General features: G+C 63.3%; 23 protein-coding genes. 14 read left to right on the top strand and 9 right to left on the bottom strand.

Going from position 1 to position 23,786, the window contains the following annotated elements; all coding sequences use genetic code 11:
* Positions 1-84 precede the first annotated feature (84 nt).
* From L0U83_RS17815 to L0U83_RS17800, 4 genes are all read left to right on the top strand, one after another.
* Entirely contained in the window at positions 85-834 is a 750-nt protein-coding gene (locus L0U83_RS17815) for a gluconate 2-dehydrogenase subunit 3 family protein (RefSeq protein WP_233885135.1), read from the top strand.
* Complete coding sequence (locus tag L0U83_RS17810) at positions 835-2,610, top strand: GMC family oxidoreductase (protein WP_233885133.1); 1,776 nt, start codon at positions 835-837, stop codon at positions 2,608-2,610.
* Between the two features lie 8 nt (positions 2,611-2,618).
* Positions 2,619-3,965, top strand: coding sequence for a c-type cytochrome (locus L0U83_RS17805; protein WP_233885131.1), 1,347 nt, complete (start codon positions 2,619-2,621; stop codon positions 3,963-3,965).
* Positions 3,966-4,100: 135 nt separating this feature from the next.
* Complete coding sequence (locus L0U83_RS17800; RefSeq protein WP_308445061.1) at positions 4,101-5,294, top strand: porin; 1,194 nt, start codon at positions 4,101-4,103, stop codon at positions 5,292-5,294.
* Between the two features lie 45 nt (positions 5,295-5,339).
* On the opposite strand, the gene L0U83_RS17795 is transcribed toward L0U83_RS17800, so the two are convergent.
* Together L0U83_RS17795 and L0U83_RS17790 are read right to left on the bottom strand one after the other, a co-directional pair.
* Positions 5,340-5,558 carry a hypothetical protein gene (locus tag L0U83_RS17795; RefSeq protein WP_233885126.1) on the bottom strand — a complete coding sequence of 73 codons (219 nt, stop codon included), beginning with the start codon at positions 5,556-5,558 and terminating at the stop codon, positions 5,340-5,342.
* A gap of 87 nt (positions 5,559-5,645) precedes the next feature.
* Entirely contained in the window at positions 5,646-6,461 is an 816-nt protein-coding gene (locus L0U83_RS17790) for an AraC family transcriptional regulator (protein WP_233885125.1), read from the bottom strand.
* A 114-nt stretch (positions 6,462-6,575) separates the two neighbouring features.
* Between L0U83_RS17790 and L0U83_RS17785 the strand changes: the two genes are divergently transcribed.
* The gene (locus L0U83_RS17785) at positions 6,576-7,526 is read left to right on the top strand and encodes a DMT family transporter (protein ID WP_233885124.1); all 951 of its coding nucleotides are present in this window, start codon (positions 6,576-6,578) and stop codon (positions 7,524-7,526) included.
* A 14-nt stretch (positions 7,527-7,540) separates the two neighbouring features.
* On the opposite strand, the gene L0U83_RS17780 is transcribed toward L0U83_RS17785, so the two are convergent.
* Together L0U83_RS17780 and L0U83_RS17775 are read right to left on the bottom strand one after the other, a co-directional pair.
* Entirely contained in the window at positions 7,541-8,539 is a 999-nt protein-coding gene (locus L0U83_RS17780; protein WP_233885121.1) for a fatty acid desaturase, read from the bottom strand.
* 43 nt (positions 8,540-8,582) lie between these two features.
* Complete coding sequence (locus tag L0U83_RS17775) at positions 8,583-9,620, bottom strand: sugar ABC transporter substrate-binding protein (protein WP_373321091.1); 1,038 nt, start codon at positions 9,618-9,620, stop codon at positions 8,583-8,585.
* A gap of 160 nt (positions 9,621-9,780) precedes the next feature.
* Here L0U83_RS17775 and L0U83_RS17770 point away from each other — a divergent pair, with 160 nt between their 5' ends.
* From L0U83_RS17770 to acuI, 4 genes are all read left to right on the top strand, one after another.
* Positions 9,781-10,815, top strand: a complete 1,035-nt coding sequence (locus L0U83_RS17770) for a LacI family DNA-binding transcriptional regulator (RefSeq protein WP_233885119.1) — start codon at positions 9,781-9,783, stop codon at positions 10,813-10,815.
* A gap of 100 nt (positions 10,816-10,915) precedes the next feature.
* On the top strand, positions 10,916-11,503 hold the full coding sequence (locus L0U83_RS17765; protein WP_233885118.1) for a flavin reductase family protein: 588 nt from the start codon (positions 10,916-10,918) through the stop codon (positions 11,501-11,503).
* 140 nt (positions 11,504-11,643) lie between these two features.
* Positions 11,644-12,279: an acrylate utilization transcriptional regulator AcuR gene (gene acuR / locus L0U83_RS17760; RefSeq protein WP_233885117.1), complete on the top strand. Its 636-nt coding sequence runs from the start codon at positions 11,644-11,646 to the stop codon at positions 12,277-12,279.
* Positions 12,280-12,325: 46 nt separating this feature from the next.
* Positions 12,326-13,309, top strand: coding sequence for an acrylyl-CoA reductase (NADPH) (acuI, locus tag L0U83_RS17755; protein ID WP_233885114.1), 984 nt, complete (start codon positions 12,326-12,328; stop codon positions 13,307-13,309).
* Positions 13,310-13,353: 44 nt separating this feature from the next.
* Here the strand turns inward: acuI and L0U83_RS17750 are convergent, their stop codons facing one another.
* Positions 13,354-14,217 carry a helix-turn-helix transcriptional regulator gene (locus L0U83_RS17750; RefSeq protein ID WP_233885112.1) on the bottom strand — a complete coding sequence of 288 codons (864 nt, stop codon included), beginning with the start codon at positions 14,215-14,217 and terminating at the stop codon, positions 13,354-13,356.
* A gap of 204 nt (positions 14,218-14,421) precedes the next feature.
* Here L0U83_RS17750 and L0U83_RS17745 point away from each other — a divergent pair, with 204 nt between their 5' ends.
* Entirely contained in the window at positions 14,422-15,309 is an 888-nt protein-coding gene (locus L0U83_RS17745; RefSeq protein ID WP_233885109.1) for an NmrA family NAD(P)-binding protein, read from the top strand.
* 71 nt (positions 15,310-15,380) lie between these two features.
* On the opposite strand, the gene L0U83_RS17740 is transcribed toward L0U83_RS17745, so the two are convergent.
* On the bottom strand, positions 15,381-17,078 hold the full coding sequence (locus tag L0U83_RS17740; RefSeq protein WP_233885107.1) for a hypothetical protein: 1,698 nt from the start codon (positions 17,076-17,078) through the stop codon (positions 15,381-15,383).
* A gap of 346 nt (positions 17,079-17,424) precedes the next feature.
* Between L0U83_RS17740 and pstS the strand changes: the two genes are divergently transcribed.
* Both pstS and L0U83_RS17730 read left to right on the top strand, forming a co-directional pair.
* Entirely contained in the window at positions 17,425-18,462 is a 1,038-nt protein-coding gene (pstS, locus tag L0U83_RS17735) for a phosphate ABC transporter substrate-binding protein PstS (RefSeq protein WP_233885104.1), read from the top strand.
* Between the two features lie 59 nt (positions 18,463-18,521).
* Positions 18,522-18,719: a DUF3562 domain-containing protein gene (locus tag L0U83_RS17730; protein WP_233885103.1), complete on the top strand. Its 198-nt coding sequence runs from the start codon at positions 18,522-18,524 to the stop codon at positions 18,717-18,719.
* Between the two features lie 42 nt (positions 18,720-18,761).
* Here the strand turns inward: L0U83_RS17730 and L0U83_RS17725 are convergent, their stop codons facing one another.
* Positions 18,762-19,046: a hypothetical protein gene (locus L0U83_RS17725; protein ID WP_233885102.1), complete on the bottom strand. Its 285-nt coding sequence runs from the start codon at positions 19,044-19,046 to the stop codon at positions 18,762-18,764.
* A 671-nt stretch (positions 19,047-19,717) separates the two neighbouring features.
* Between L0U83_RS17725 and L0U83_RS17720 the strand changes: the two genes are divergently transcribed.
* Both L0U83_RS17720 and L0U83_RS17715 read left to right on the top strand, forming a co-directional pair.
* Positions 19,718-20,605 carry a class I SAM-dependent methyltransferase gene (locus L0U83_RS17720; RefSeq protein WP_233885101.1) on the top strand — a complete coding sequence of 296 codons (888 nt, stop codon included), beginning with the start codon at positions 19,718-19,720 and terminating at the stop codon, positions 20,603-20,605.
* A gap of 35 nt (positions 20,606-20,640) precedes the next feature.
* A complete protein-coding gene (locus L0U83_RS17715) occupies positions 20,641-21,810 on the top strand; it encodes a GNAT family N-acetyltransferase (RefSeq protein WP_233885100.1) in 1,170 nt (389 codons plus the stop codon).
* A 24-nt stretch (positions 21,811-21,834) separates the two neighbouring features.
* Here L0U83_RS17715 and L0U83_RS17710 read toward each other — a convergent pair whose 3' ends face one another.
* Positions 21,835-23,187, bottom strand: coding sequence for an MFS transporter (locus L0U83_RS17710; protein ID WP_233885098.1), 1,353 nt, complete (start codon positions 23,185-23,187; stop codon positions 21,835-21,837).
* 138 nt (positions 23,188-23,325) lie between these two features.
* Positions 23,326-23,733 carry a hypothetical protein gene (locus tag L0U83_RS17705; RefSeq protein ID WP_233885096.1) on the bottom strand — a complete coding sequence of 136 codons (408 nt, stop codon included), beginning with the start codon at positions 23,731-23,733 and terminating at the stop codon, positions 23,326-23,328.
* Positions 23,734-23,786 lie beyond the last annotated feature (53 nt).

Here is a 23,786-nt window from a genome sequence, read left to right as displayed (position 1 = left end):
CAGCGGCGTAACACGCGCGGCGGGCAAGATCGCTGCGCGGACACGGTCGAATCACGCCGCGCCGAACTCATACAGAATCCCACAATGTCTGAATCTCCTCTCACGACACGCCGCGGTTTCCTACGCACGGCAGCGGTGCTCGTACCCGCCAGCGCACTGGCGGGCTGCGAGGGCGGCAAGCAGCCGTCGAGCGAAACCGCCACGGCGGGCAGCGCCGCCTCTGCGCCGAACGCGAGGCCCGAAGCCGTGCAGGCCGCCGCCTACAAGCCGCGCTTCTTCGACGCGCGCGAGTGGGCCTTTGTCGAAGCCGCCGCCGACCGCCTGATTCCCGCCGATTCCGAAGGCCCCGGCGCGCTGGAAGCGGGCGTCCCCGAATTCATCGACCGGCAGATGGACACGCCCTACGCGCACGGCGCGCTCTGGTACATGCAGGGACCATTCCAGCAAGGCGCGCCCGAACTCGGCTACCAGTTGAAGCTCGTGCCGCGCGACATCTACCGGCTCGGCATCAAGGCCGTGAACACGTACTGCACGACGGCGTATGCCAAGGACTTCGACGCGCTCGACGCCAGCACTCGCGACAGCGTGCTCAGCGCGCTCGAAGCGGGCAAGGTCGAACTGGACGGCGTGCCTGCCTCCGTGTTCTTCGGCCAGTTGCTGCAGAACACGCGCGAAGGCTACTTCTGCGACCCGATCCACGGCGGCAACCGCAACATGGCCGCGTGGAAGATGATCGGCTTCCCCGGCGCACGCGCCGACTTCATGGATTTCGTGAACCAGAACGGCAAGCCTTATCCGTACGGCCCGGTCTCGATCAACGGAGAGCGTACGTAAATGGCGATCAGGAAACCTCACGTCGATGCCGTGGTTGTCGGCTTCGGCTGGACCGGCGCGATCCTCTCGAAGGAACTGACGGAAGCGGGCCTCACCGTGGTCGCGCTGGAGCGCGGCGAGTATCGCGACACCTACCCGGACGGCGCGTACCCCAACACCATCGACGAGCTTACGTACAACATCCGCAAGAAGCTGTTCCTCGACCTTTCGAAGACCACCGTCTCGATCCGCCACGGCGTGAACGACACGGCGCTGCCCTACCGCCAGCTTGCCGCGTTTCTGCCCGGCGAAGGCGTGGGCGGCGCGGGCCTGCACTGGTCGGGCGTGCACTTCCGCATTACGCCGGAAGAGTTGCGCCTGAAGAGCCACTACGAAGAACGCTACGGCAAGAAGTTCATCCCCGAGGGCATGACGATCCAGGACTACGGCGTGAGCTACGACGAACTGGAGCCGCACTTCGACTTCGCGGAGAAGGTGTTCGGCACCTCGGGCCAGGCGTACAAGGTGAAGGGCAATGTGGTCGGCGACGGCAATGTGTTCGAGGCCGCGCGCAGCGACAACTTCCCGTTGCCCGCGCAACTGAATACGTATTCCGCGCAGCGCTTCTTCGACGCGGCGAAGTCCATCGGCCTGCATCCCTACCGGCTGCCTTCGGCCAACACTTCGGGGCCGTACACGAACCCGTACGGCGTGCAGATGGGCCCGTGCAACTTCTGCGGCTTTTGCAGCGGTTACGCGTGCTACATGTATTCGAAGGCTTCGCCGAATCTCAACATCCTGCCCGCGCTCAAGCAGGAAAAGCACTTCGAGCTACGCTCGAAATGCCACGTGCTGCGCGTCGAACTCGACGACACGAAAAAGCGCGCCACGGGCGTGACTTATATCGATCCGGCGGGCCAAGAGGTGTTCCAGCCCGCTGACCTCGTGATCGTCGCGGCGTTCCAGTATCACAACGTGCATCTGCTGCTGCTCTCGGGTATCGGCAAGCCCTATGACCCGGTTTCGGGCGAAGGCGTGGTGGGCCGCAACTTCGCGTACCAGAACCTCTCGACCATCACGGCGTTCTTCGACAAGGACACGTGGACGAATCCGTTCATCGGCGCGGGCGGCAACGGCGTGGCCGTGGACGACTTCAACGCCGACAACTTCGACCACGGCCCGCTCGGCTTCGTGGGCGGCTCGCCGCTGTGGGTGAACCAGGCGGGCGTGAAGCCGATCAGCGGCATCGCCACGCCCGCTGGCACGCCGGACTGGGGCGCCGGGTGGAAGAAGGCCGTGAAGGATCACTACGCGCACACCGTTTCGATGGATGCGCACGGCTCCAACATGTCGTACCGCGACGTGTACCTCGACCTCGATCCGACCTACCGCGACTCGTACGGCCAGCCGCTCCTGCGCATGACGTTCGACTGGAAGGACAACGACATCAAGATGGCGCAGTACGTGACGGGCCAGATGCAAAAGATCGCCGAGGCGATGGGCCCGAAGGCCATCAACGTGTACACGCGCGAATTCGGCGCGCACTTCGACTCGCGCCGCTACCAGACCACCCACCTCGTGGGCGGAGCCGTGATGGGCAACGACCCGAACACCAGCGTCATCAACCGCTATCTGCAAAGTTGGGACGTGCACAACGTGTTCGTGATGGGCGCCTCAGCATTCCCGCAGGGGATCGGCTACAACCCGACCGGCCTCGTCGCCGCCCTCGCCTACTGGAGCGCGAAAGCCATTCGCAACCAGTATCTGAAGAACCCCGGTCCCCTGGTGAGCGTGTGAAGAGCCGCATGAAGAAGAACCTTTTCTCCGCGTGCGTGAACGTTGCACGCGCAACTGCTTCGGGCGCGGCTATCGCGGCATTCACGTCATTCGCGGCGCACGCAGCTGAACTGCCGAACGCCGCGCTCGTCGCGCATGGCGAATATCTTGCGCGCGCCGGAGACTGCATTGCCTGCCACACCACACAGGGCGGCAAGCCGTTCGCGGGCGGCCTGAAGTTCGATACGCCCATCGGAGCGATCTACTCGACCAACATCACGCCCGACGCGAACACCGGCATCGGCAAGTGGAGCTACGACGACTTCGCCAGGGCCGTGCGACAAGGCGTGCGGCCGAACGGCGACACGCTTTACCCCGCGATGCCCTACCCTTCGTACGCACGCCTGAGCAATGACGACATGAAGGCGCTTTACGCGTATTTCATGCAAGGCGTCGGGCCCGTGAAGGCGCAGAACCGCGCGGTGGATATTCCCTGGCCGCTATCGATGCGCTGGCCGCTCGGCGCGTGGCGCATGCTGTTCGCGCCGAAGGTGCAGGCGTTCGACGGTGCGCACTACAACGACGCGATCGTCGCGCGCGGCGCGTATCTCGTGCAGGGCCTCGGCCACTGCGGCGCGTGCCACACGCCGCGCGCACGCACGATGCAGGAACTCGCGCTCACCGACCTCGAAGGCGATGACTTCCTCGCAGGCGGCGGCCCGATCGACGGCTGGGTGCCCTCGGGCCTGCGCGGCAACCCGCGCACGGGCATCGGCGCGTGGAGCGAAGACGACATCGTGCAGTTCCTCAAGTCGGGGCGCAATCTGCATACGGCCGCGTTCGGCGGTATGACCGACGTGGTTCAGCACAGCATGCAGCACATGAACGACGCGGACCTGCTCGCCATCGCGCGCTACCTGAAGACGCTGCCCAGCAGCGACCCGAAGGAAACGCCGTACGCCTACGATCCCGCCGCCGCGAACAAGCTGCAAAACGGCGACGCGAGCGCACGCGGCGCGGCGGTCTATCGCGACAACTGCATGGCCTGCCATCGCAGCGACGGACGCGGCTACACGCGTGTGTTCCCTGCACTCGGCGGCAACCCCGTCGTGCAGGGCAAGGACCCCACATCGCTGATTCACGTGCTGCTCGCAGGCAGCGCGCTTGAAGGCACGAAGTCCGCGCCCTCGTCGTTCACGATGCCGCCGTTCGGCTGGCGTCTGTCCGACCAGGAAGTGGCCGACGTGTCTACCTTCGTGCGCGCGAGCTGGGGCAACGCTGGCACGCCAGTGAGCGCCGAAGACGTCGCGAAGGTCCGCAAGACCGTCACCGTGAGCACGCCGGCGTCGCCGCCCGGCGCAACGCTCGAGCGCTGACGCGCTCCACTCCGCGCCGCACCTTTCCCTCCCCCGCGTTCCACGCTTGCGGTCTCGTTCACGAGGCCGCGAGCGCGTGCGCGTATAACCAGAAATCGCTCAAGAGGCGATCCATAGACGTTGAAACAACAAATGATGAGAAAACACCTGTTCGCCGCACCAGTCCTGTTCTCGCTCGCCGGCGTCGCTCTGGCGCAAGGTTCGGTCACGCTGTACGGCATTGCCGACGCCGGCATCACGTATCGCAGCAACGAGCGCACGGGCACCACTGGCGCGTACACGGGCCATTCGAACGTGGGCCTCTCGACCGGCAACCTCTCGGGCAGCCGATGGGGCATCAAGGGCAAGGAGGATCTGGGCAACGGGCTCGCGGCCATCTTCCTGCTCGAAGACGGCTTCGACATCACGAACGGTACGTCGGGCCAGGGCGGGCGCCTGCTCGGCCGCCAGGCCTTCGTGGGCCTCTCGGACCAGCGCTACGGCTCGCTCACCATGGGCCGCCAGTACACCTCGCTCGACGACTTCGTCGGGCCAGTCGCGCCCGTGAACTTCATCGGCGGCTTTGGCGCGCATCCGGGCGATATCGACGACCTCGACCAGACCACGCGCGTGGACAACTCGATCAAGTACACGAGCGCGAATTACGCGGGCCTCACGTTCGGTGCACTGTATGGTTTCGGCGGCCAGCCGGGCAGCATGAAGCGCAAGAACACCTGGAGCGTGGGCGCGGGCTACGCGAACGGCCCGCTGCGCATGGGCGTGGGCTATGAGCGCTCGGACAACAGCAAGACCGGCCTCGACGATCCCAGCTACGGCAAGTGGCAAGGCACGTACGACGGCACTTTCAACTCGTCGATCAACGAAGGCTATGCGAGCGCGCAATCACAGCAGGTCGTAGCGGCGGGCGCGACGTGGGACTTCGGTCCCGCGGTGGTCGGCGTGAACTACAGCAACGTGCAGTACCGCTCAGGCGCGAATTCGCTCTTCTCGGGCAACGCGATCTTCAATATCGCGGGTATTTTCACGCAGTGGAACGTGCAGCCGCGCACGCACTTGTTCGCAGGCTATAGCTATACGCGCGGCAGCGCCGTGGAAGGCGTGGATGAAGACGCGCAATACCACAACGTTTCAGTGGGCGCGACCTACGATCTCTCGACGCGCTCGACGGTGTATCTGCTTGCGGGCTACCAGCATGCATCAGGCATGACGCTCGACGCCGCAGGCAATCCGGTCGCGGCGACGGCTTCGGTATCCGACAAGGGCAACGGCCACTCGTCGGCTACGCAGTCGCAAGCCATTGTGAGCGTGGGCTTGCGTCAGAAGTTTTAAGCGGCTTCCGGCTTCGTTGCCAACGCAACGAAGCCGCGCTGCCGTTCAGTGCAGTACCTCGGGCCGGTCCAGCAGGCCATAGAACTCGTCGATCGTCACAGTAGGCGCGAACTGCGAGAGCGTGGCGACGATCACGTCGTCGGTAATCGCCGACCCTGCCGCCGATTCGAGCTGAACCCCGGCCGCGGCGGCCTGGCTTTCGGCCAGTTCCAGGGCGATCGACAGGATGAAGCGTGCGTCGGTTTGGGTGAGAAGGGTTTTCATGCCTGCTCTAACGGCGCGCGCGCGGGGAATCTTTAGGGTTTTGTGGGGTTTCGTAATGCCTGGTAAGCGTTGCGCGCAGCCCCATGCTCAACGCGTGCGCGCCACGAACTGCCCGGGACTCGTGCCCGTCAATCGCCGGAACATCGCAATGAAAGCCGACGACGTGGCGTACCCCAAATCCAGCGCCACGGCCTCGACGCTGCGCCCTGCGTGCAACATGGGCAGCGCATTCACGAGCCGGATGCGCTGGCGCCACTCCGTCAACGACATGCCCAACTCGTTTTGCGCGCGGCGCATGAGCGTGCGCTCGCTCATGTGAAATGCATCGGCAAGCTCGGCGAGCGAGCGATTGTCGGCGGGATTCTGGCGCAGCACCTGGAGGATCGCGTTGAGATCGGTGTCGTCGGTATGCGGCACGAAGCTGCCCGTGGTCGCGCAGGTCGAAAGCTGATCCACGAGCACGCGCAACAGACGCGCGCGAGGCGCTTCGCCCTCCTCTTCCACCGGTGTCACGCGCAGATGCTCGAGAATCGCGCGCACGAGCGGCGACACCATCACCGCGCAACTCGTCGACGGCATGCGCGTGCACAGATCGCGGCTGATGTACACCGAGCAATGCACCGTCTCCTGCTCGTTGAAGCCCACATGCTCGGTGCCCGGCGCGATCCAGAGCCCGAGATGCGGCGGCGTGATGTAGTGCTCATCGCCCGCCTTCACCTCGGTCGTGCCGCTGAACGCGTAGACGAACTCGCCCCACGGGTGGCACATCTGCGGATAGGTGGCGTGCGAGGGCATGTGCTCCATGCGGAAGAACACGGGCGTGGGCAGCACGTCGGTGAAGGGCGGCAGGCGCAGATGGCGCGCCGGGCGCACACGGTCAGGCGCTTTCGGCATTTGGGGCATGGCGGTCTGGGGCTATCGATTGTCAGTTTTGCGCTATATGCGCGCATCCCGACGCATCAATACTACGCCCACTGCCAACAAACTTCAGCCGAATTTCAAGTCAGCGAGTCCGCAATGAGAAAGCAAGTCGACGCAACGGCCGTGGCCATCATGGTGGCGCTATGCCTCGCATGGGGTCTGCAACAGGCCGCGATCAAGGCAGTGGCCGGGGACATCCCGCCCATGCTGCAGATCGGGCTGCGCTCCGGCGTGGCGGCGGCGCTCGTGTGGCTCTTCAACCGGCTCGTTTCGCGCGAGCGCTGGCTGCCGGGCGTGGCGCGCGGCGCCGGGCTCGTCACAGGCGGCTTGTTCGCGCTCGAATTCGTGTTCGTGGCCATGGGCCTGCGCTGGACCAACGCCTCACACATGGCCGTGTTTCTCTATACCGCGCCGATGTTCGCGGCCATCGGCCTGCATTTGCGCCTGCCCGACGAACGCCTCGCGCGGCTGCAATGGTGCGGCATTGCGATCGCCTTCGCGGGCATCGCCATCACGTTCCTCGGCCCCGCGCTGCTAGGCGGCGGCACCCCCGGATCGCCGTTGTGGCTGCTCGGCGACTTCATGGGACTGTGCGGGGGCGCGGCGTGGGGGCTCACCACCGTTGTCGTGCGCACGAGCCGCCTGAGCGAGGCGCCCGCCACGCAAACGCTCTTCTATCAACTGGCGGGCGCTTTCGTCGTGCTGATGCCGTTCGCAGCTCTGACCGGACAGATGCACTTTCGAGGTACGCCGCTCGCCCTGACTTCCCTCGCGTTCCAGACGCTGCTCGTCTCGTTCGTGAGCTATCTCGTGTGGTTCTGGTTGCTGCGCCGCTATCTGGCCGCGCGCCTCGGCATCCTCTCGTTCATGACTCCGCTGTTCGGCGTGGCGTTCGGCGTCGTGCTGCTGCACGAGCGCGTGGAGCCCGCTTTCCTCTTTGGCTCGGCGCTCGTGCTGATGGGTCTTCTGGTGGTGAACGCGCAAAGCTGGGTCCGTCAGGCTTTCGGCCGCCGTGCCGCCAACGCGCGCGGCGCGCAGGCTTCCTGAGCGGCGGTCATTCGCTACGCCACTGCGTCACCGCGCTTGCCCATCGGCAGTTCGCGCACGACCACGTACTCGGGATCGCGCTGCTGGCGCGCGAAAATCTCGAGAATCTCGCGCCACGCGGGCCACAGTCCCGCATAGGGCTTCGGCATTTGCGAAGCTACAGCGTCATGAAAACCGGGCAGCGCGTGAAACGGCACGCTCGGAAACATGTGATGCTCGATGTGATAGTTCATGTTCCAGTAGAGAAAGCGCACCACCGGATTGAGCAGCACAGTGCGGCTCGATACGCGGTGATCGAGCACATTCTCCTTGAGCCCCGTGTGCTGCGTGAGCGCGCAAAGCTCGTGCAGCCACGTCCCATAGGCACGCGAGACGAACAGGAACAGGATCGGCAGCCAGCTATGCGCGAGCAGCGCCCAGGCGAACACGGCCACGTAACACGCGAGCAGCACGCGAGAATTCGCGCACATCTTGCGGTGCTCGGCTTGCGGCACGACCTCTTTCGCGCCCTTCGTGACCATGCCGAAGCTGTGCAGCACGATCGCGCCGAGAAACTGGATGCCATGTGAAATACGCACGAAATCCGTCACGAGCTTCACATAGCTGAGCGGTCGCTTGAACGCCAGTTCGGGATCCTCATAAGGTTCAGCGGTCAGATGCGTGAAGGTGTGGTGCCGCGCATGCAGCCAGCGGCTGTACACCTGTTCGCGCCACGACATGAAGCAGATGATCCAGTAGGCGGTCTCATTCATCCAGCGCGTCTTGAAGGCGGTCCCGTGTCCTAGCTCGTGCGCGGCCGCCTCGCTGAACGCGAACACCGTGCCGTACAGGAAGAAGGCGGGAATCGCCCAGGCCGTGCCGAGCGAATACCACGCAAGCACGCCGGTTCCCACGACGAGCGCGAGGAAGCCGCCCACCTGGATCAGCCCCCGCGAGTCGGTGCGAGTGGAGAATGCCTTGAGGCGCTTGCGGTCGATTTCCACCCGGTACCACGCATTCATGTCGATGTTCATTTGCCGTGCTCCGCGCGAGAGGTTGTCTCTTTCATGCCTGCTTTCACCGGTACGAACCGGCGTACTTCTGCACGGGCGCGAGGTTGTCGCGCGTGACGAAGCTCGGGCCGGAACTCACCGTCGAACCGGTATAAACCGGCTTGAGGTCGTACTTCGCGAGACGCGCCGCCACCTTCTTGTCGTCCTTGAGCGCGGCGACGATATGGGCCGGGTCATTGGTCTTGTCGCGCACCGCGATCGCCATGGCCGCCACCGAGAGATAACCCTGAAGATAGGGCTGCTGATCAATGGCGAACTGGATCTGCCCTGCCTGAATCGCCTTTAGGATGTCCGGCGAAAGATCGAACGTCGCGACATAGAGCTTGCCGGCCTTCCCCGCGTCGGTCACGCCGCGCAGCACGCCCATCGCCTGATCGGGGCCGAGCGCGAGAATCGCCTGGGTGCTGGGATGCGAGCGCAGATATGCGGCCACCTTGCTTTCGATGACGGTCGGGTCTTCGCCGCTATCCATCGTGGACTTCTTGTAGTCGGCGCCGATGGCGTCGGCAAAACCCTTGCAGCGATCCCACAGCGCCTGGATGTCCGCGCCGTGATTCACGCAGAGAAAGTCGTGAATGCCGGCTGCTTTCGCACGCTCGCCCGCGGCCTTGCCCGCTTCGTATTCGGGCTGACCAATGTGCAGGATCGCACCGAGCTTCATGCCCGCTTCCGGGCCGCCGTTGATCGTGATGACCGGAATATGCTTGGCCTTCACGCCCACCAGCCCTTTCTGGATCATCTCCAGATTCGGCACCGTGGTGATGACGCCCGCGTAGTTGCGCGCCGATGCCTGTTCGAGAATGCGGACCATGTCGCCAGTGTCGCCCGTAGGCGGATTGCGGTAATCGACCGGCACACCGAAGTCTTCGCTCGCGTCGCGCATGCCGTTTTTCACGGTGTTCCACCACACGTTCGAATCCGAGCCGTGACTCACCATCACGAAGCGCTCATCGGCGTGCGCCGCATTCGCCACGAATCCGCTACAGAGCGCCATTGCCGCTAACGCGGCCGCGCACATGCGGCCTACGCGAAATTTCGTCATGTTCATGGGGATGTCTCCAGTTTGTGTAGTGTCGATGCCGCCCGTGCGTCACTGCCCGCTTGGCACGCCTAAAATGTAGTTGAATGAATTTCCGCTCTCAAACGGATTCTTGATGAGAATTCCTCAAAATCAATCGTCCAACGAAAAGCACGGATAGCGCATGAACACGAGACGCAAACCCACGATGGAAGATGTCGCGAAGGCCTCGGGTGTGAGCTATTCCACGGTCGAGCGCGTGTTGAACGGACGCGGCGGCGTGGCGCGCGACAAGGAAGCACGCGTGCTCGAATGGGCGCGCAAGCTCAAGATGGACAGGGCGCTGGACGAAGTGTCCGTGCGCTGGCTGCGCATCGCCATCGTCACGCAGAAGCCCGATTCGCCCTATTACGTCGCCTTGCGTCACGGCTTCGAACTCGCGCAGAAGTCGTTCGAAACCTATCGCGTGATGTGTCAGCTCACGTTCTTCGACGATCTCGAACCGAAGTCGCTCGCGCGCGTGATCGAGCGCGCCGCGCAGAAGGCCGACGCCATGATCGTCGTCGCTTATGAGCATCCCGTAGTGGTGGATGCGCTCTCGCGCGTGGCGCGCAAGATGCCGCTCGTCACCATTGCGAGCGATCTGCCCGACACGGGCCGCCTCGCTTACGTGGGCATCGACAACCGCTGCGCGGGGCGCACTGCGGGCGAATTGATGGGCCGCTTTCTGGGCGATACGGGTGGGCAGGTCATGGTGATCGCTGGCCTGCGCACCTATCTGGGCCACGAGGAGCGCGACGGCGCATTCCGTTCGGTGCTGCGCAGCCGCTTTCCGGCTTGCGAAGTCGTGGCCACGGTAGAAAGCCGCGAAGACGCCGCCTCGACCGAACGCCTCACGCGCGACGCCTTCAAAAAATATCCGGCACTACGCGGCATCTACAATCTTTCGGTGGGCGACGAAGGCATTGCGCGCGCGCTCAAGGCGCTCAAGCGTGAGCACGCAACGACCCTGATCGGCCACGAACTCACGGCGATCAGTCGCGCGCTGCTCGCCGAAGGCGTGATGGACGCCGTGCTCGATCAAAGCCCGTTCGTCGAAGCCGTGCGCGCCGTCGAGGTGATCCTCGCGCACTACAACCGCGGCGCGGCCGCGAGCTTGCCGCTGCAAACGCCGATGTCGATTTATCTGCAGGCGAATCTGCCGCCGGCCACGGCCTGAAGCACGATTCGACCGCAGTGCGGCGACGGCCTCGCGCCACGAGCTTCGGCTTTCTGCGGTAAAGTCGCTCGGGTTCCGACCCACAGCGAATCCAGCAACGATGGAAAATCTCTCCACTTTTACGCCGGTCGCGCTCGAACACGCGAGCCGCCTCATCAACCACGGCCCCACGGTGCTCGTCACCAGCAGCGACGGCCAGCGCCGCAATGTCATGGCGGCCGCATGGTCGATGCCCGTGGAATTCACGCCGCCGCGCATTGCAATCGTGATCGACAAACGCACGTACACGCGCGAACTCATCAACGCGAGCGGCACGTTCGGCGTAATCATTCCGGGCGCCGCCGCAATCGACCTGAGCTATGCCGTGGGCAGCGTGAGCGGCCGCGAGACCGACAAGTTCCAGCGCTTCGGGATCGCCGCCATTACGGGCCCGAAACTCGGCCTGCCTTTGCTCGAAGCGGGCTGCTCCGCATGGATGGAATGCCGCCTGATTCCCGAGCGGCACACCGAAGACGCCTACGATACGTGCTTCGCCGAAGTGATCTCAGCCGCAGCCGATCCGCGCGCCTTCCGCAACGGCCACTGGGAACTCGACAGCAGCAACGCGGACCTGCACACGATCCACCATCTGGGCGCCGGCAATTTCGTGCGCGCCGGCGACACGATCAAGGCACGCGAACTCGCGTAAGTGCGGCCACGAGCGGCACGCCATAGACGGCCCACCCGTTGTGGCGCGCGCTGCGGGAAGAACTCGAAACACTGGCCCACGAGCGACCCACCACCACAGCGAGCTTGAATTTAATAGACGATCGGTCTAATATCGCCAGCATGGAACCGTCCATCGTCAAACCGCGCCGCGGCAGGCCGCCGAAAGACCCGCGCGCGCATGCCGACACACGCGCAACGCTCATTCGCGCGGGCATGGAAATGCTGACCGAACAGAGCTTCGCGGCCACGGGACTGGACGCGGTACTCAAGCGCGTGAACATTCCGAAGGGCTCGTTCTATCACTACTTCGAGAGCAAGGAAGCGTTCGGGCGCGAGCTGATGACCGCGTACGACACGTACTTCTGCGCGAAGCTCGACCGCTGGCTGCAGGACGACACGCGCCCCGCGCTGGAGCGGCTTGGCGCCTTCGTCGAAGACGCCAGCAAAGGCATGGCGCGCCACCGCTACACGCGCGGCTGCCTCGTCGGGAACCTCGGCGTAGAGGTGGATATCCTGCCCGACGATTTTCGCGAGACGCTCGAACGTATTCTGCAAGGCTGGCAGGAGCGCATCGTCGCGTGCCTGCGTGAGGCCCAGCGCGAAGGCGTGCTCGCGGAGCGAATCGATCTTGCTTCACTCGCCGCGTTCTTCTGGATCGGCTGGGAAGGTGCGGTGTTGCGCGCGAGACTCGTGCGCAGCGCGGCTCCACTCGACACATTCTTCAGAGGTTTCATCGCCGGGTTGCCTCGCGCGTGAGCCGCGGCAACGCCAACCGTTCACTGTTTCAGGAGCAGGATGCATCATGTTCAAGGCCATACTCATTGATAAGGAATCCGGATCGTATGAGGCACGTATCGCCGAGCTCGACGACGCGCGTCTGCCGGAAGGCGACGTGCTCGTCGATGTCGGCTACAGCACGCTGAACTACAAGGACGGCCTCGCGATCACCGGCAAAGGCCCGGTCGTGCGCAGCTTCCCCATGGTTCCCGGCATCGATTTCGCAGGCACGGTCGCGCAGAGCGCGAACCCTGCCTACGCGGTGGGCGACGCGGTCGTGCTCAACGGCTGGGGCGTTGGCGAACAGCATTGGGGCGGGCTCGCGCAGAAGGCGCGCGTCAACGGCGACTGGCTCATTCCGCTTCCATCGGGGTTCACGCCGCGGCAAACGATGGCAGTCGGCACTGCCGGATACACGGCCATGCTCTGCATTCTCGCGCTCGAACGGCATGGCATCACGCCCGCGCATGGCGACGTGCTCGTCACCGGTGCGAGCGGCGGCGTGGGCAGTTTTGCCATTGCGCTGCTCACGCGCCGAGGCTATCGCGTGGCGGCTTCGACCGGCAGGCCGCAAGAGGCGGAGTATTTGAAGCAACTCGGCGCGGTCGAAGTCATCGACCGCGCCTCGCTATCGGAGCCGGGCCGCCCTTTGCAAAAAGAGCGCTGGGCCGCCGCAATCGACTCGGTTGGCGGTCACACGTTGGCGAACGTCTGCGCGAGTCTGCGTGCAGACGGCGCAGTGGCCGCTTGCGGCCTTGCACAAGGCATGGATCTTCCCGCGACGGTCGCGCCATTCATTCTGCGCGGCGTGAGCCTGCTGGGCATCAATAGTGTGACGCGCCCGTTTGCGCAGCGGCAGCAAGCCTGGCAAGCGTTGGGAGAAACGCTCGACCTGAAGCAGCTCGATACGATTACGCATGAAATCGGCCTGGCCGAAGCCATCCCTGCCGCAGGCGAACTGCTCGCCGGGCGCGTGCGCGGGCGGCTCGTAGTCGACGTGAACCGATAACGTGCGCAGCAGCGGCGATTCGACACCTCACGATTTCGCCGCTTTCACACGCTTTTCGCGAACTCGCGCGGCGTGACGCCGAGAAGCCGCGTCATCCAGTGCGCCATATGGCTTTGATGCGCGAAACCCGCTTCGAGCGCCACCTGGCTCAAGCTGAGTTTGCCTTCGATGAGCAGCGCCCTCGCCCGTTCGACGCGCCGCCGCACGACATATTGATGCACCGGCATGCCCAGCGTTTCGCGGAACAGGGCCTTGAAATGCGGCACACTCAAGTCGACTAGTGCCGCGAGTTCGCCGAGCGTGAGACGCTGATCGAGATGGCTCTCGATGTAATCGGTCACGCGCGCCGCCTTATGTGCCGCCAGCACTGCGGCCCGGCCTCGTGGTGCATCCGCGCCGCCGAGCAGCCGCACGACCATTGCGGTGGAAATGCTCTCGGCGAATAGCGGGTCGCAGGCCGTTCCCGCTTCGATCTCGGCCAGCAGCGCTCCCGCCAGCGCATTGATGCGTGGATCGCGCAACTGCAGATGCGGCCGGATCTCGCGCTGACCCCACGGGTTCTCCATTTGCTGCGCAATCGATCGCACGAAGCGGTCGTCGAACCACACGCGCAGAATCGTGCAGTCCCCGTCATCGGTCCATTCGCCTTCCACACCGGCAGGCACCACATCCGCGTCGCCGTGCGCCTGGAGCCGCGATTGCCGACGGCCGTCGCACGCGCATCTCGCACGCACTGGCGTGCCGACATGGATGCCGATGCGGTGATACGTCATCGCGGGAAAACGATGCTGTCCCGCACTAACACGTAGCAGTTCGGCGCCACCGCCGTGCCAGCCCAGCCCAACACTCGAACGCAGGCTGATGCTTGCGCCAGCCCGCTGGTTCGAATCTGCAGTCACTGCGCTCATGACATTCCTTTTCGACGCTAAAGCCGTGCGGGGAATCGTGCGATGTTTGCGACCAGTTTACTGGATTACGGCGACGCTCGCGCACTGTGCAATGGTGGACGTATTCAATCATCCGTTTCTGCGCAACACCATCCTTTCCTGCGCGCCACGCAACGTCCGCATGCCTACGATGACGCAAACCACGCAAACCAGGAGAAAGCGATTATGTTCGTGATTTTTGGAGCATCGGGAAAGGCCGGGCGCGTCACTGCCGCCGCGTTGCGTCGCGCGGGCAAACCTGTGCGCGCCGTAGTGCGCCACGCTCGTCAGGGCGAAAGTCTCGCGGAGCTGGGCTGCGAAATCGCGCTCGCCGATCTCACCGACCCGCAATCGGTCGCGGCGGCGATCAAAGGCGCGCACGCTGTTCAGTTGCTATGCCCCGTTCCATCCGGCGATACGGACCCCGAAACAAGCATGCGCACGATGATCGATGTCGCCACCGAAGCCCTGCTCGTAGACCCTCCCGCCAGGCTGCTCGCCATTTCCGACTATGGCGCGGAACTGCCGTTGAATACGGGCATTACGCGGCTATACCATTACCTGGAAAAGCGACTGAAGCCCGTTGCGACGCAACTGACCTTGTTACGCTCAGCGGAACATATGCAGAACTGGGCGGCTTTCATTCCCGGCGCAATAGCTACCGGCACGCTGCCAAGCCTTCATCTGCCTTTGGAACGCCGCTTTCCCTCGGTCGCCGCACAGGACGTTGGCGCGGCGAGCGCCGAGTTGCTGCTCGAATCGCAGCAGTCCGGCACATCGAGAATCGTGAGCCTTGAAGGACCGCAGAGAGTCAGCGTGAACGACATCGCGGCGGCACTCAGCGAAGCGAGCGGTCGCACGATCACGCCTCATGCGCTGCCGCGCGAATCGTGGACACCGACGCTTCTCAAGGCCGGACTCAGCGAGAATCACACGCGGCTCATCACCGATCTTTACGATGTCTACAACACCGGCCGCATCGACGTGGAAGTGAACCGCAGCGAGCGGCGTTTCGGCACGACCGCGTTACGCGAAGTGTTCGGCCCACTCGTTGCACGATTCAACAGCCAATAACACGCACGCCGCAATAAAAAAACGGCCGGGCGCTACGAACGCCCGGCCGTTCCTGCATGATTATGCGGCGATCAGAACCACTTGCCAAACTGGCCGCCCGGCGCAAGCGACACGCCACGCAGCACCTCGCCGAAGCCCGCGTTGCGCAGCGTCACGAAGCGCTCGTTTGCAGCACCCGAAGCCGTGCTGTTGCGCAGCACGTCACGCACGGCGACGAGGCGATTCGGGTCCGCGCCCTGGTCGCCGTTGCCGCTCACCGTCGACGTGATCGCCCAGATCGTGACCGTGCCGTCGTGCTCGACGTGACCCGTGATGTTACGCAGGCCGTCCGTGGCGGGCGACCACGGCAAGTTGGTCGCGCTGTTCGTGCCGACCGGATAACCTGCCACGGTGTACGAAGTGCCGAGATTCAGGCCATTCTGGAGCGTGTAAGCGAGCTTCCACGATTTCGTCCCCGCGTTGTACACCCACTTTTGCAGGCCTGCGCTGGTCTGCTGTGCCGCGTGCGTGTACAGGTCCGTGCCACCCGAATAGCCGTCGCCCTCGTCGGCGACATAGAGCGTATTCGCGTCGGCGAACCACACCCCGAAGGGGTACGAAAGCGTCGTCGCCGACTTGTTCGGCGTGGCCGGGAAGCCTGCGAGCACGCATACGTTGCTCGGCAAGCCGGTGGTCGTCAACGTGGAAGCGTCGTACGCAAGCGGGTTGGCCGGCAGTTTCGCGCCCGCCACCGGCACGCCTACGCCGCCCGAGGGACACGCCTTGCCCGTCGTGTCGACGAAGTACACCGTGTTCACGCCGTTGCTGCCGCTGCCCTTCGTGAAGTACACCACGTTGTTGAAGACGGTAAGCCCGCGGTAATTGTCGTCCTTGCCGACCTTGTCGGCCTTCGCGCCGAGTTGCGTAACCGAAAAGCTCGCGAGCGGCGTGGGCGTGCCAGGCGTTTGCTGCGCTTCGTGCTGGTGCGTCGCTTCGATGAATTGCGCGCCCGCGCCAAGAATCACGCCTGCCGGCTGCGGATTCGAGCCGTTGCCTGCATTGCCCACCGTGTAGTAAAAGCCGTTGCCTTCGCCGTTACCGTTGCCGTTGTTGAGCAGCGCGCTGCGACCGTTGTTGCCACTGTATGCATTGGTCTGCGTGAAGGAAAAATGCCCTTCGGCGTCGACTCGCGCCACTGCGCGATAGAACGCCTGACCGTCCGGATTCGTCGGATCGATTGCACCGGGCGTATTCGAGTTCGATACGTCGATCGTGTTGACCGGTGCAACGTAGCCCATGAAAGTCAGATAACGGCCGTCGCTCGAGAGGTTGAGCGCGAGTTCGGACTTGGAGCTGAAGCTCGTCACGAGCTCGTCGTGACCATGGCCCGGATGCAGACTGTTCGGCACTTCCAGCGTGTGGACGACCTGGCCTCCCGGCATGATGGTGTCGAGGAAAATACGCGCCGTGATGCCAAAGCTCGGATCGTAGAGCACGTTGTTCCAGACTGCTGGATACGTGCCGTCAGTGGGCGCGCCGCCCGTGGGGCAGCTCGCCTGCGCGCTATTGCAATTGGGCGGCAGCGCCGTGCCGACGGTGACGTTGCTCGGCAGATTGTCGTACACACTGCGGCTCACGACGAGCAGGCCCGAACCACCGAAAAACGCGTCCGCATTCTCCGCGGCAGCGCCTGCACTGGCGCAGACCAATGCAGCGGCAATAGCAAGACGTGAAGGACGTGCGGCAAAACAAGCGCCGCACCATGCTGATCGAACGGTATTGATGGCCATCTGTAGCGTCTCCGAAAGGAATTACAAGCATTTTGTTAAGACGAACTCGGGGTCAATCCCGCTTACCGTAGCGAAATATTGTGAAAGATTCGTTGCAAGGTCGAGGCTTCGCTCACGCGATTTCCTCTGCGGAATTCGATCTTTCAGTCTGATTTCGTGGGAATCACTTAGTTTGTTATCCTCATCATTGGTTTGAGCGCGCGCACGTAACACTTCGTAAAAAAAGCCACAGCACGATAGCAGGATTCAATTTGAATCCTGCCTGTCACCATACTGTAATTGACTCTACGCGGACCCCTTCAGATGTCCGCGACGCCCCGCAGAACATGAATAACGGGAGACGCTCGTGAGACCATTACGCCCCCTGATTACCGCGCTCATTTGCGGTGTTTTCGCGCTGACGTGCCGCGCGCAAGATGTGACTGGCTGCGGCAGCACGCTCGCCGCTCCCCTCTACACCCACTGGGCCACGGACTACCAGAAGTCCGGGGGCGGCAAGGTGGTCTATCGCAGCACCGGCTCGACGGACGGCCTCAAGGCGATCGTCGCGCACACTGTCGACTTCGCCGGTTCCGACGCCCCGCTCACGAGCGAGCAATTGAGCAAGGAAGGATTGCGGCAGTTTCCCACCGCGATCGGCGGCGTGGTTCCCGTCGTGAATCTGCCGGGCATCAAGGCCGGGCAGTTGATGCTGACCGGCGAGGTGCTGGGCCAGATCTTTCTCGGCAAGATCCTGTATTGGGACGACCCAGCCATCGTGCGGCTCAATCCGAAGATCAAGATGCCCGACACGCCGATCGCCGTCGTGCGGCGCCTGGATGGCTCGGGCACGACGCTGATCTGGACTCACTATCTCTCGCAGGTGAGCCCCGAATGGAAACACAAGGTTGGCGAGGGCACGAGTGTTCACTGGCCCTTGGGGATAGGAGGTAAGGGCAATGAAGGCGTCGCCACATTCGTGGGCTACCTGCCCGGGGCGATTGGCTATATCGCCTGGGACTTCACGAAACAGAATCATCTGACCTACACGGCCATGACCAACGCAGCGGGCGAGGTCGTGGAGCCGGGCATCCAGACATTCAGCGCCGCTGCCGCGAATGCGGACTGGTCGAGCTCGCTCTTTCAGGTGCTGACCAATCAGCCGGGTAAGGACGCATGGCCCGTGATGGGCGCGACCTACGTGCTGTTGCAGGCCACCCCAGACCACTCGGCGCGTAGCGCTGAAACGCTGAAGTTCTTCGATTGGGCGTTGACGCACGGTGAGCCGACGACTCAGGCACTGGACTATATTCCGCTGCCTGCGGTTGTCGTGACGAAAATCCGCGCGCAATGGCACGGCGATAAAGGCGACGAAGTCGCAAACAAAGCGGTTGCCGTGCAATAACTTCCAGGTCAGTTCACGAGTGTTCTCACGTCAGGCGTCTTTGCGCCACGGAGGCGCTGATGAAACAGGAAGCTGCCGAAGAGGTCGTGAAGGCGATCGCGACCGAAACGCAAACGCCACTGGAAATCGTCGCGAAGATGTATGCGCAAACGTGGGCGGAGTTCAGTGACGGCGCACGCGTCATGGATTATCTGACCGTGCTCGTCTCGCGGCGCGTGCGGGAGGACCTTCGTAACATGCGCAAGAACGCGCACTGAATGCTTGCGCGGGAGCAAGCCGACGCCGCGCGCATGCACGGATTAACGCTTGCCCGTTTTGCGCCTGCGGGGATCGGTTTTACGGCAGAGGTCGGTCAACACCCAGCGGGCGATGATCTCGGGGCGATTCGAGCCGTGCTGCGCGACCTTGATTTCGTTTTCGAAGTAGACGATGACGTTTCCGGCCATCACGCGGTACGCACCTGCGTAGTTCACGCCATCCAGTTCGATATTCAATGGATGGCTGGTTTCGTATTCTGCAAGAGCCAAGGTAAGCGCGAAAATGTCTAAATTATGACAATATCGTTTCGCGGCCCTATTGGTCAATTAAATATGCGTTTTGTTTCATATTGACGATTGCGGTCCCGATTTCGGCGCATTACGTGCGCCTCTCGCCCCCTCGAATGGGGGCACGCATCAATGCCGCGTGACTGAGCCTGCCATAGGGACTTGCCGCGAACCATCGCTCGCCAACCGAAGCGCTCCAGGCATTCACCCAGCGCGTAGCCATCATTTTTTCGCTTGTCGCTTCGGCATTCATCAGCCGCTTCATTGCCAGGCCAAGGCGGTGCATTGCGTACCGCTTGCGGCGTGCTTCGGTGTCCACTCGCGCGTTCATCGTCTCATCTCTTCCGGGTTGACTAATGCGCAGACAAAAGCCTGGAGACCCACCTGTACCGATACCTTGCGAAACTGGAGCATCACTCGCGCTGAACCACACGAGAACGCTCATTAAGGCACGAAAAGAAAGTTGGAAACATCAGGGAGAGTATTGAGGGCAGTCGCCATGAAAGCGCTTTCGCCGGGCAATTCGAATAAGGGCGCGCCACCTGCGCCGATCTGGCTCTCCATTCACTTACAACACTACGCCGGCCATATGACACTCCTTCGTGCCTTTTGTCGAAATACAACCGATGAATGGCGGCGGCTTAACGTCGCGCCGCGCGATGATGACGAATCGGCAACCCCGTTCCAGAAGGTTCACAGCGCGTACATCCATGCGAACAACGACACACGGCGGCCCTCGATTCGCGCTCGGACGCGCACTGAAGCAACCGCTGCTCAATGCGGTGGCCCGGTTGCCCGACAGCGTACAGCGAGCGATGTTCATACCACCGATACGCCGCATCTGCATTCGCGTACCGGTATTGCGCGCCGTGTATTCAGGCTGCCTGCGGCGCCATCCCATCGATCTCCACTACGGCACGGACACGAGCGGCCTGGTCGATTCCAACGCGCTGCAGCGCGACGCCCACCTCGCCAGGCAGCTAAGGCCTTATATGGGCTCGCAGCCGACCATCATCCGCCGCGCGCTCGACACCCTGGGTGATATTGCCGGCTATACGTTCATGGACATCGGTTGCGGTAAAGGCAGGCCGATGATCGTCGCCTCCGAGTATCCGTTCTCTTTGGCGCTGGGCTACGATATCAGCGCGGACCTGGTGAGAACGGCGAACGCGAACGCGGTCGTCATGGCGCGCCGGTTTCCACAACGGCCGCCCATTCGCGCATTCCATGCCAATGTCGCCGACTTGAAGGTGCCGTCGGGCAACGTGGTCGTCTTTCTGTTCAATCCATTCGGTCCCGAGTTGATGGCGTCATTGCTGGAAAAACTCGAAGCGGGCCTCACGAGCGGCACCATCCAGCATCTTTTCGTCGTCTACGACAACCCCGTGTGCAGTGAAGTTTTCGACGGATCACAACAATTGCGGCGCTGGTTCGCTGGCGTATTTCCGTACGATCACGACGAAGTCGGCTTCGGACCCGAGGACCACGAGAACGTCGTCGTCTGGCAAAGCGTGCGCGGCGCGCGCCCTGACACATTCGCGAACCGCAACCGCCGCATTACGACTAAAGACCGGCTCAGCACTTCCCTTGAAGGCTGAATCATCAGCACCACGAATTCATTCAGGAGACGCAAGTGCCGACCTCCGCCGTGGCGATATACGAGTCGTCGCCGGCCGCAACCTGGCGGTACGAGTTGCGCACGTGCGAGACCGTCGATGCGTTTCGTGCGTTCGAGCCGCAATGGCACGCGCTTTTGTCCGGCGCCGAGGCCTGGTCGCCTTTCATCAGCTTTGCTTATTGCGAGGCCGCAGTCGCGGCAGCGCTGAAAAGCGGCGCGAAGGTCGAAGTCGCGATGGTGCACGACGCGCGTGACCTTCTGGCGCTATGGCCCGTTGCAATCATGCGCGAAGGCGCGTGGCGAGCTGCCCATACGCTGGGCTGCGGATGCGGCGAGGAATACGGCGGCCCGCTGATCGCCGACACCCGACGCGCGGAACTTTACGATGCGGCGGTCCAGGCGGTCTTGCGCATCCACGCCGACGTGCTCCACATTCCGATGCTGGAAAACGGCAGCACGCTGCAACGCGCGCTCGACGCCGCGCCACAGTCATGGGTGCAGCGCGCGCTGCCGCCGCGCTGGCGCGTGATGCCCGGCTATTCGATCAACCTGCGCGCCGCGCCCACATGGAGCGACTTTCTCGCAACGCGGCACTCGACGCTGCGCGCCGCGCTTCGCTCCAGCGCGAAGCGGTTGCGGCGCGAAGGCGACGTCAGTTTTGGGTGGTGTGACAGCGCCGAGGACACCGAGCGCGTATTGCGGTGGCTATTCGCGAACAAACGCCAATGGGCGCTCAAGCGCGGAATCGAATCACCGTATTTGATGGACGACCGCGTACGCGATTTCTTCATCGGCCTTGCAAAGCGAACTGACCTGACCCGCCTGCCGCTCGTCGCTTGTGTGCAGGTCAACGGGCAGCCGGTGGCGGCTTCGGTCAATCTCGTCGGCGCACGCAGCGTCGAATATTTGATCACCACCTATGACGAGGCGTTCAGCGTGTTTTCCGTGGGGAATCTGCTGATCGAATACATCGCGCAATGGGCCCACGCGCACGGCCGCGATTTCGACTTTCGGCCGTTGCACGGCGACTATAAGGTGCGTTGGGCAGATCGCGAAACCAGGCACGAATCGCGCATCGTCGTGCTCAATGCACGCGGACGGCTCATCGAATTGGCGCTGTCATGGGCGCAGGTCAAGCGCGTCTATCGAAAACTCGCGACGCTTGTCATGGCGCGCTTGAAATGAACGAATAGCGTGCATATGCACCGTTCACGGCCTCACCACACCGCCCTGCCCTGGCGTTTCGCTGTGCGCAGATTCGTCGAGCGTTTCGAGCGCCGGGTCGTGATGGAGGACGAGCGCGGCGCCCGCGCCCACGAGTCCGGCACCCGCGAGACATAGCAGGCCCGCTCCGAAGCCACCCGTGCTGTCCTTGATCCAGCCCATCGCATAGGGGCCGAAAAATCCCGCGAGATTACCGAGCGAATTGACAGCGGCAATGCCGCCGGCCGCAGCCGCGCCAGAAAGGAACGCGGCCGGCAGCGTCCAGATCACTGGCAGGCAACCGAAAATACCGAAGCCCGCTATGGAGAGCGCCAGCATCTTGAGCACAGGATTATCGAGTCCGGCCGCAGCCGCAATCCCGGCCGCGGCGACGGCCAGCGCGAATGCCACATGACGCTTGCGCTCGAGACGCCGGTCGGAATGCCGGCTCCATAGCACCATCGAAACGACGCCGACCGCGTACGGCAGCGCAGTGACGAAGCCGGTCTGCAAATTCGTGAGCCCGAATGCCTTGACGATCTGCGGCAGGAAGAAGCTCAGGCCGTAATTGGTTGCGTTCGCACCGAAATAAATAAGCGCGACGGCCAGCACGCGCGGATTGATCAGCGCCTCCAGCACACTGAACGAGCGCACCTTCTCGCGATGACGGCGCTCCTGCGCCTGGCGATCAACGAGCCAGCGGCGCTCGTCGTCGGCGAGCCAGCTGGCGTCGGCGGGCTTGTCGGTCAGATAGAACAGCACGGCCAAGGAGAGCACGAGCGCCGGTATCGCCTCGATCAGGTAGACCCACTGCCAGCCTGCGAGCCCCCCTCTTCCGTCCAGCGATAGCAGCGAACCCGATACCGGGCCGCCAATGACCGTCGACAAGGGAATCGCCGCCATGAAATAGCCCACCACGCGCGCGCGATATTTGGCGGGAAACCACAGCGTCAGCAGGAAAATGATGCCGGGAAAGAAGCCCGCCTCGGCGACGCCCAGCAAGATACGCAGTCCGTAGAAAACATGCGCGTTCGACATGCCGGTGATGCGGGCGATGTCCGGAATGAACGCCATGGCCCCCGCAATGATGCCCCACGTGAACATGATGCGCGCGATCCAGCGCCTTGCGCCAAAGCGTTCGAGCAGCAGATTCGAAGGCACCTCGAAAAAGAAATAGGCAATGAAGAAGATCCCAGCGCCAAAGCCGAACGCGCTCGCGGAAAGATCGAGCGCCTTGTTCATCTGCAGTGCGGCAAAGCCTACGTTGACCCGGTCGAGATACGCCACGAAATAGCAAACGATCAGGAATGGCACGAGCCTCGCGGTCACGCGCCCCATGGTCCGGGCTTCGAGCTCCATATCTGTCTCCTTCGAAGCCGGCGGTGCGGCGCGGTGCGCCGGTCACAGGCCGGTCGGTTTGATATCGTTAAAGACTAGTCGCTCGCGGCGCGATACGAAAGGACCGTTTACATGGTGGGATATGGGCCGTAAGCGGAATTAAAGCTTCGGACAGGAAAGCACTTGCAATGGCTGCGTGGCAATACCGGGCTGAGCGCCATTGGTTGGCGTGCCTTGCGGAGGCGTTGAAACGAGGCGCACGCTGTCCGGACCCGCGTTTGCGAGCGCGTATTTTTCTTCGCTGCCTTGCGGTTGCCAATAAGCGCGAAATACAGGGCCGTCGCTGAAAACGAGCAGCGTGCCGTGCGTCGCCTGCCCTGCGGAAACGAAATCGACCAGTTCGCCGCTGCGCAATGCAAAGCCCCCGGCTGCGCTCGTCCCCACGAGCCTGCCGCATGGCGGCGCGGCGTCAGGGCTGGGGGTGGGATCTGCGCCATGCGCTGGCTGGGTCGCGAGTATCGCCACGCCAAGACATGACGACAACGCGAGCCTAAGAGTCGTTTTCACGCGCAACCTCGTCAACTCGTCATTGGTCGTTCCGAGGGGCGCAAACCGCATGC

Source organism: Paraburkholderia flagellata, assembly GCF_021390645.1.
In the GTDB taxonomy this organism is placed as follows: domain Bacteria; phylum Pseudomonadota; class Gammaproteobacteria; order Burkholderiales; family Burkholderiaceae; genus Paraburkholderia; species Paraburkholderia flagellata.
Note: the sequence above shows the minus strand (reverse complement) of the source record. Positions and strands in the feature narration are given on the sequence as shown.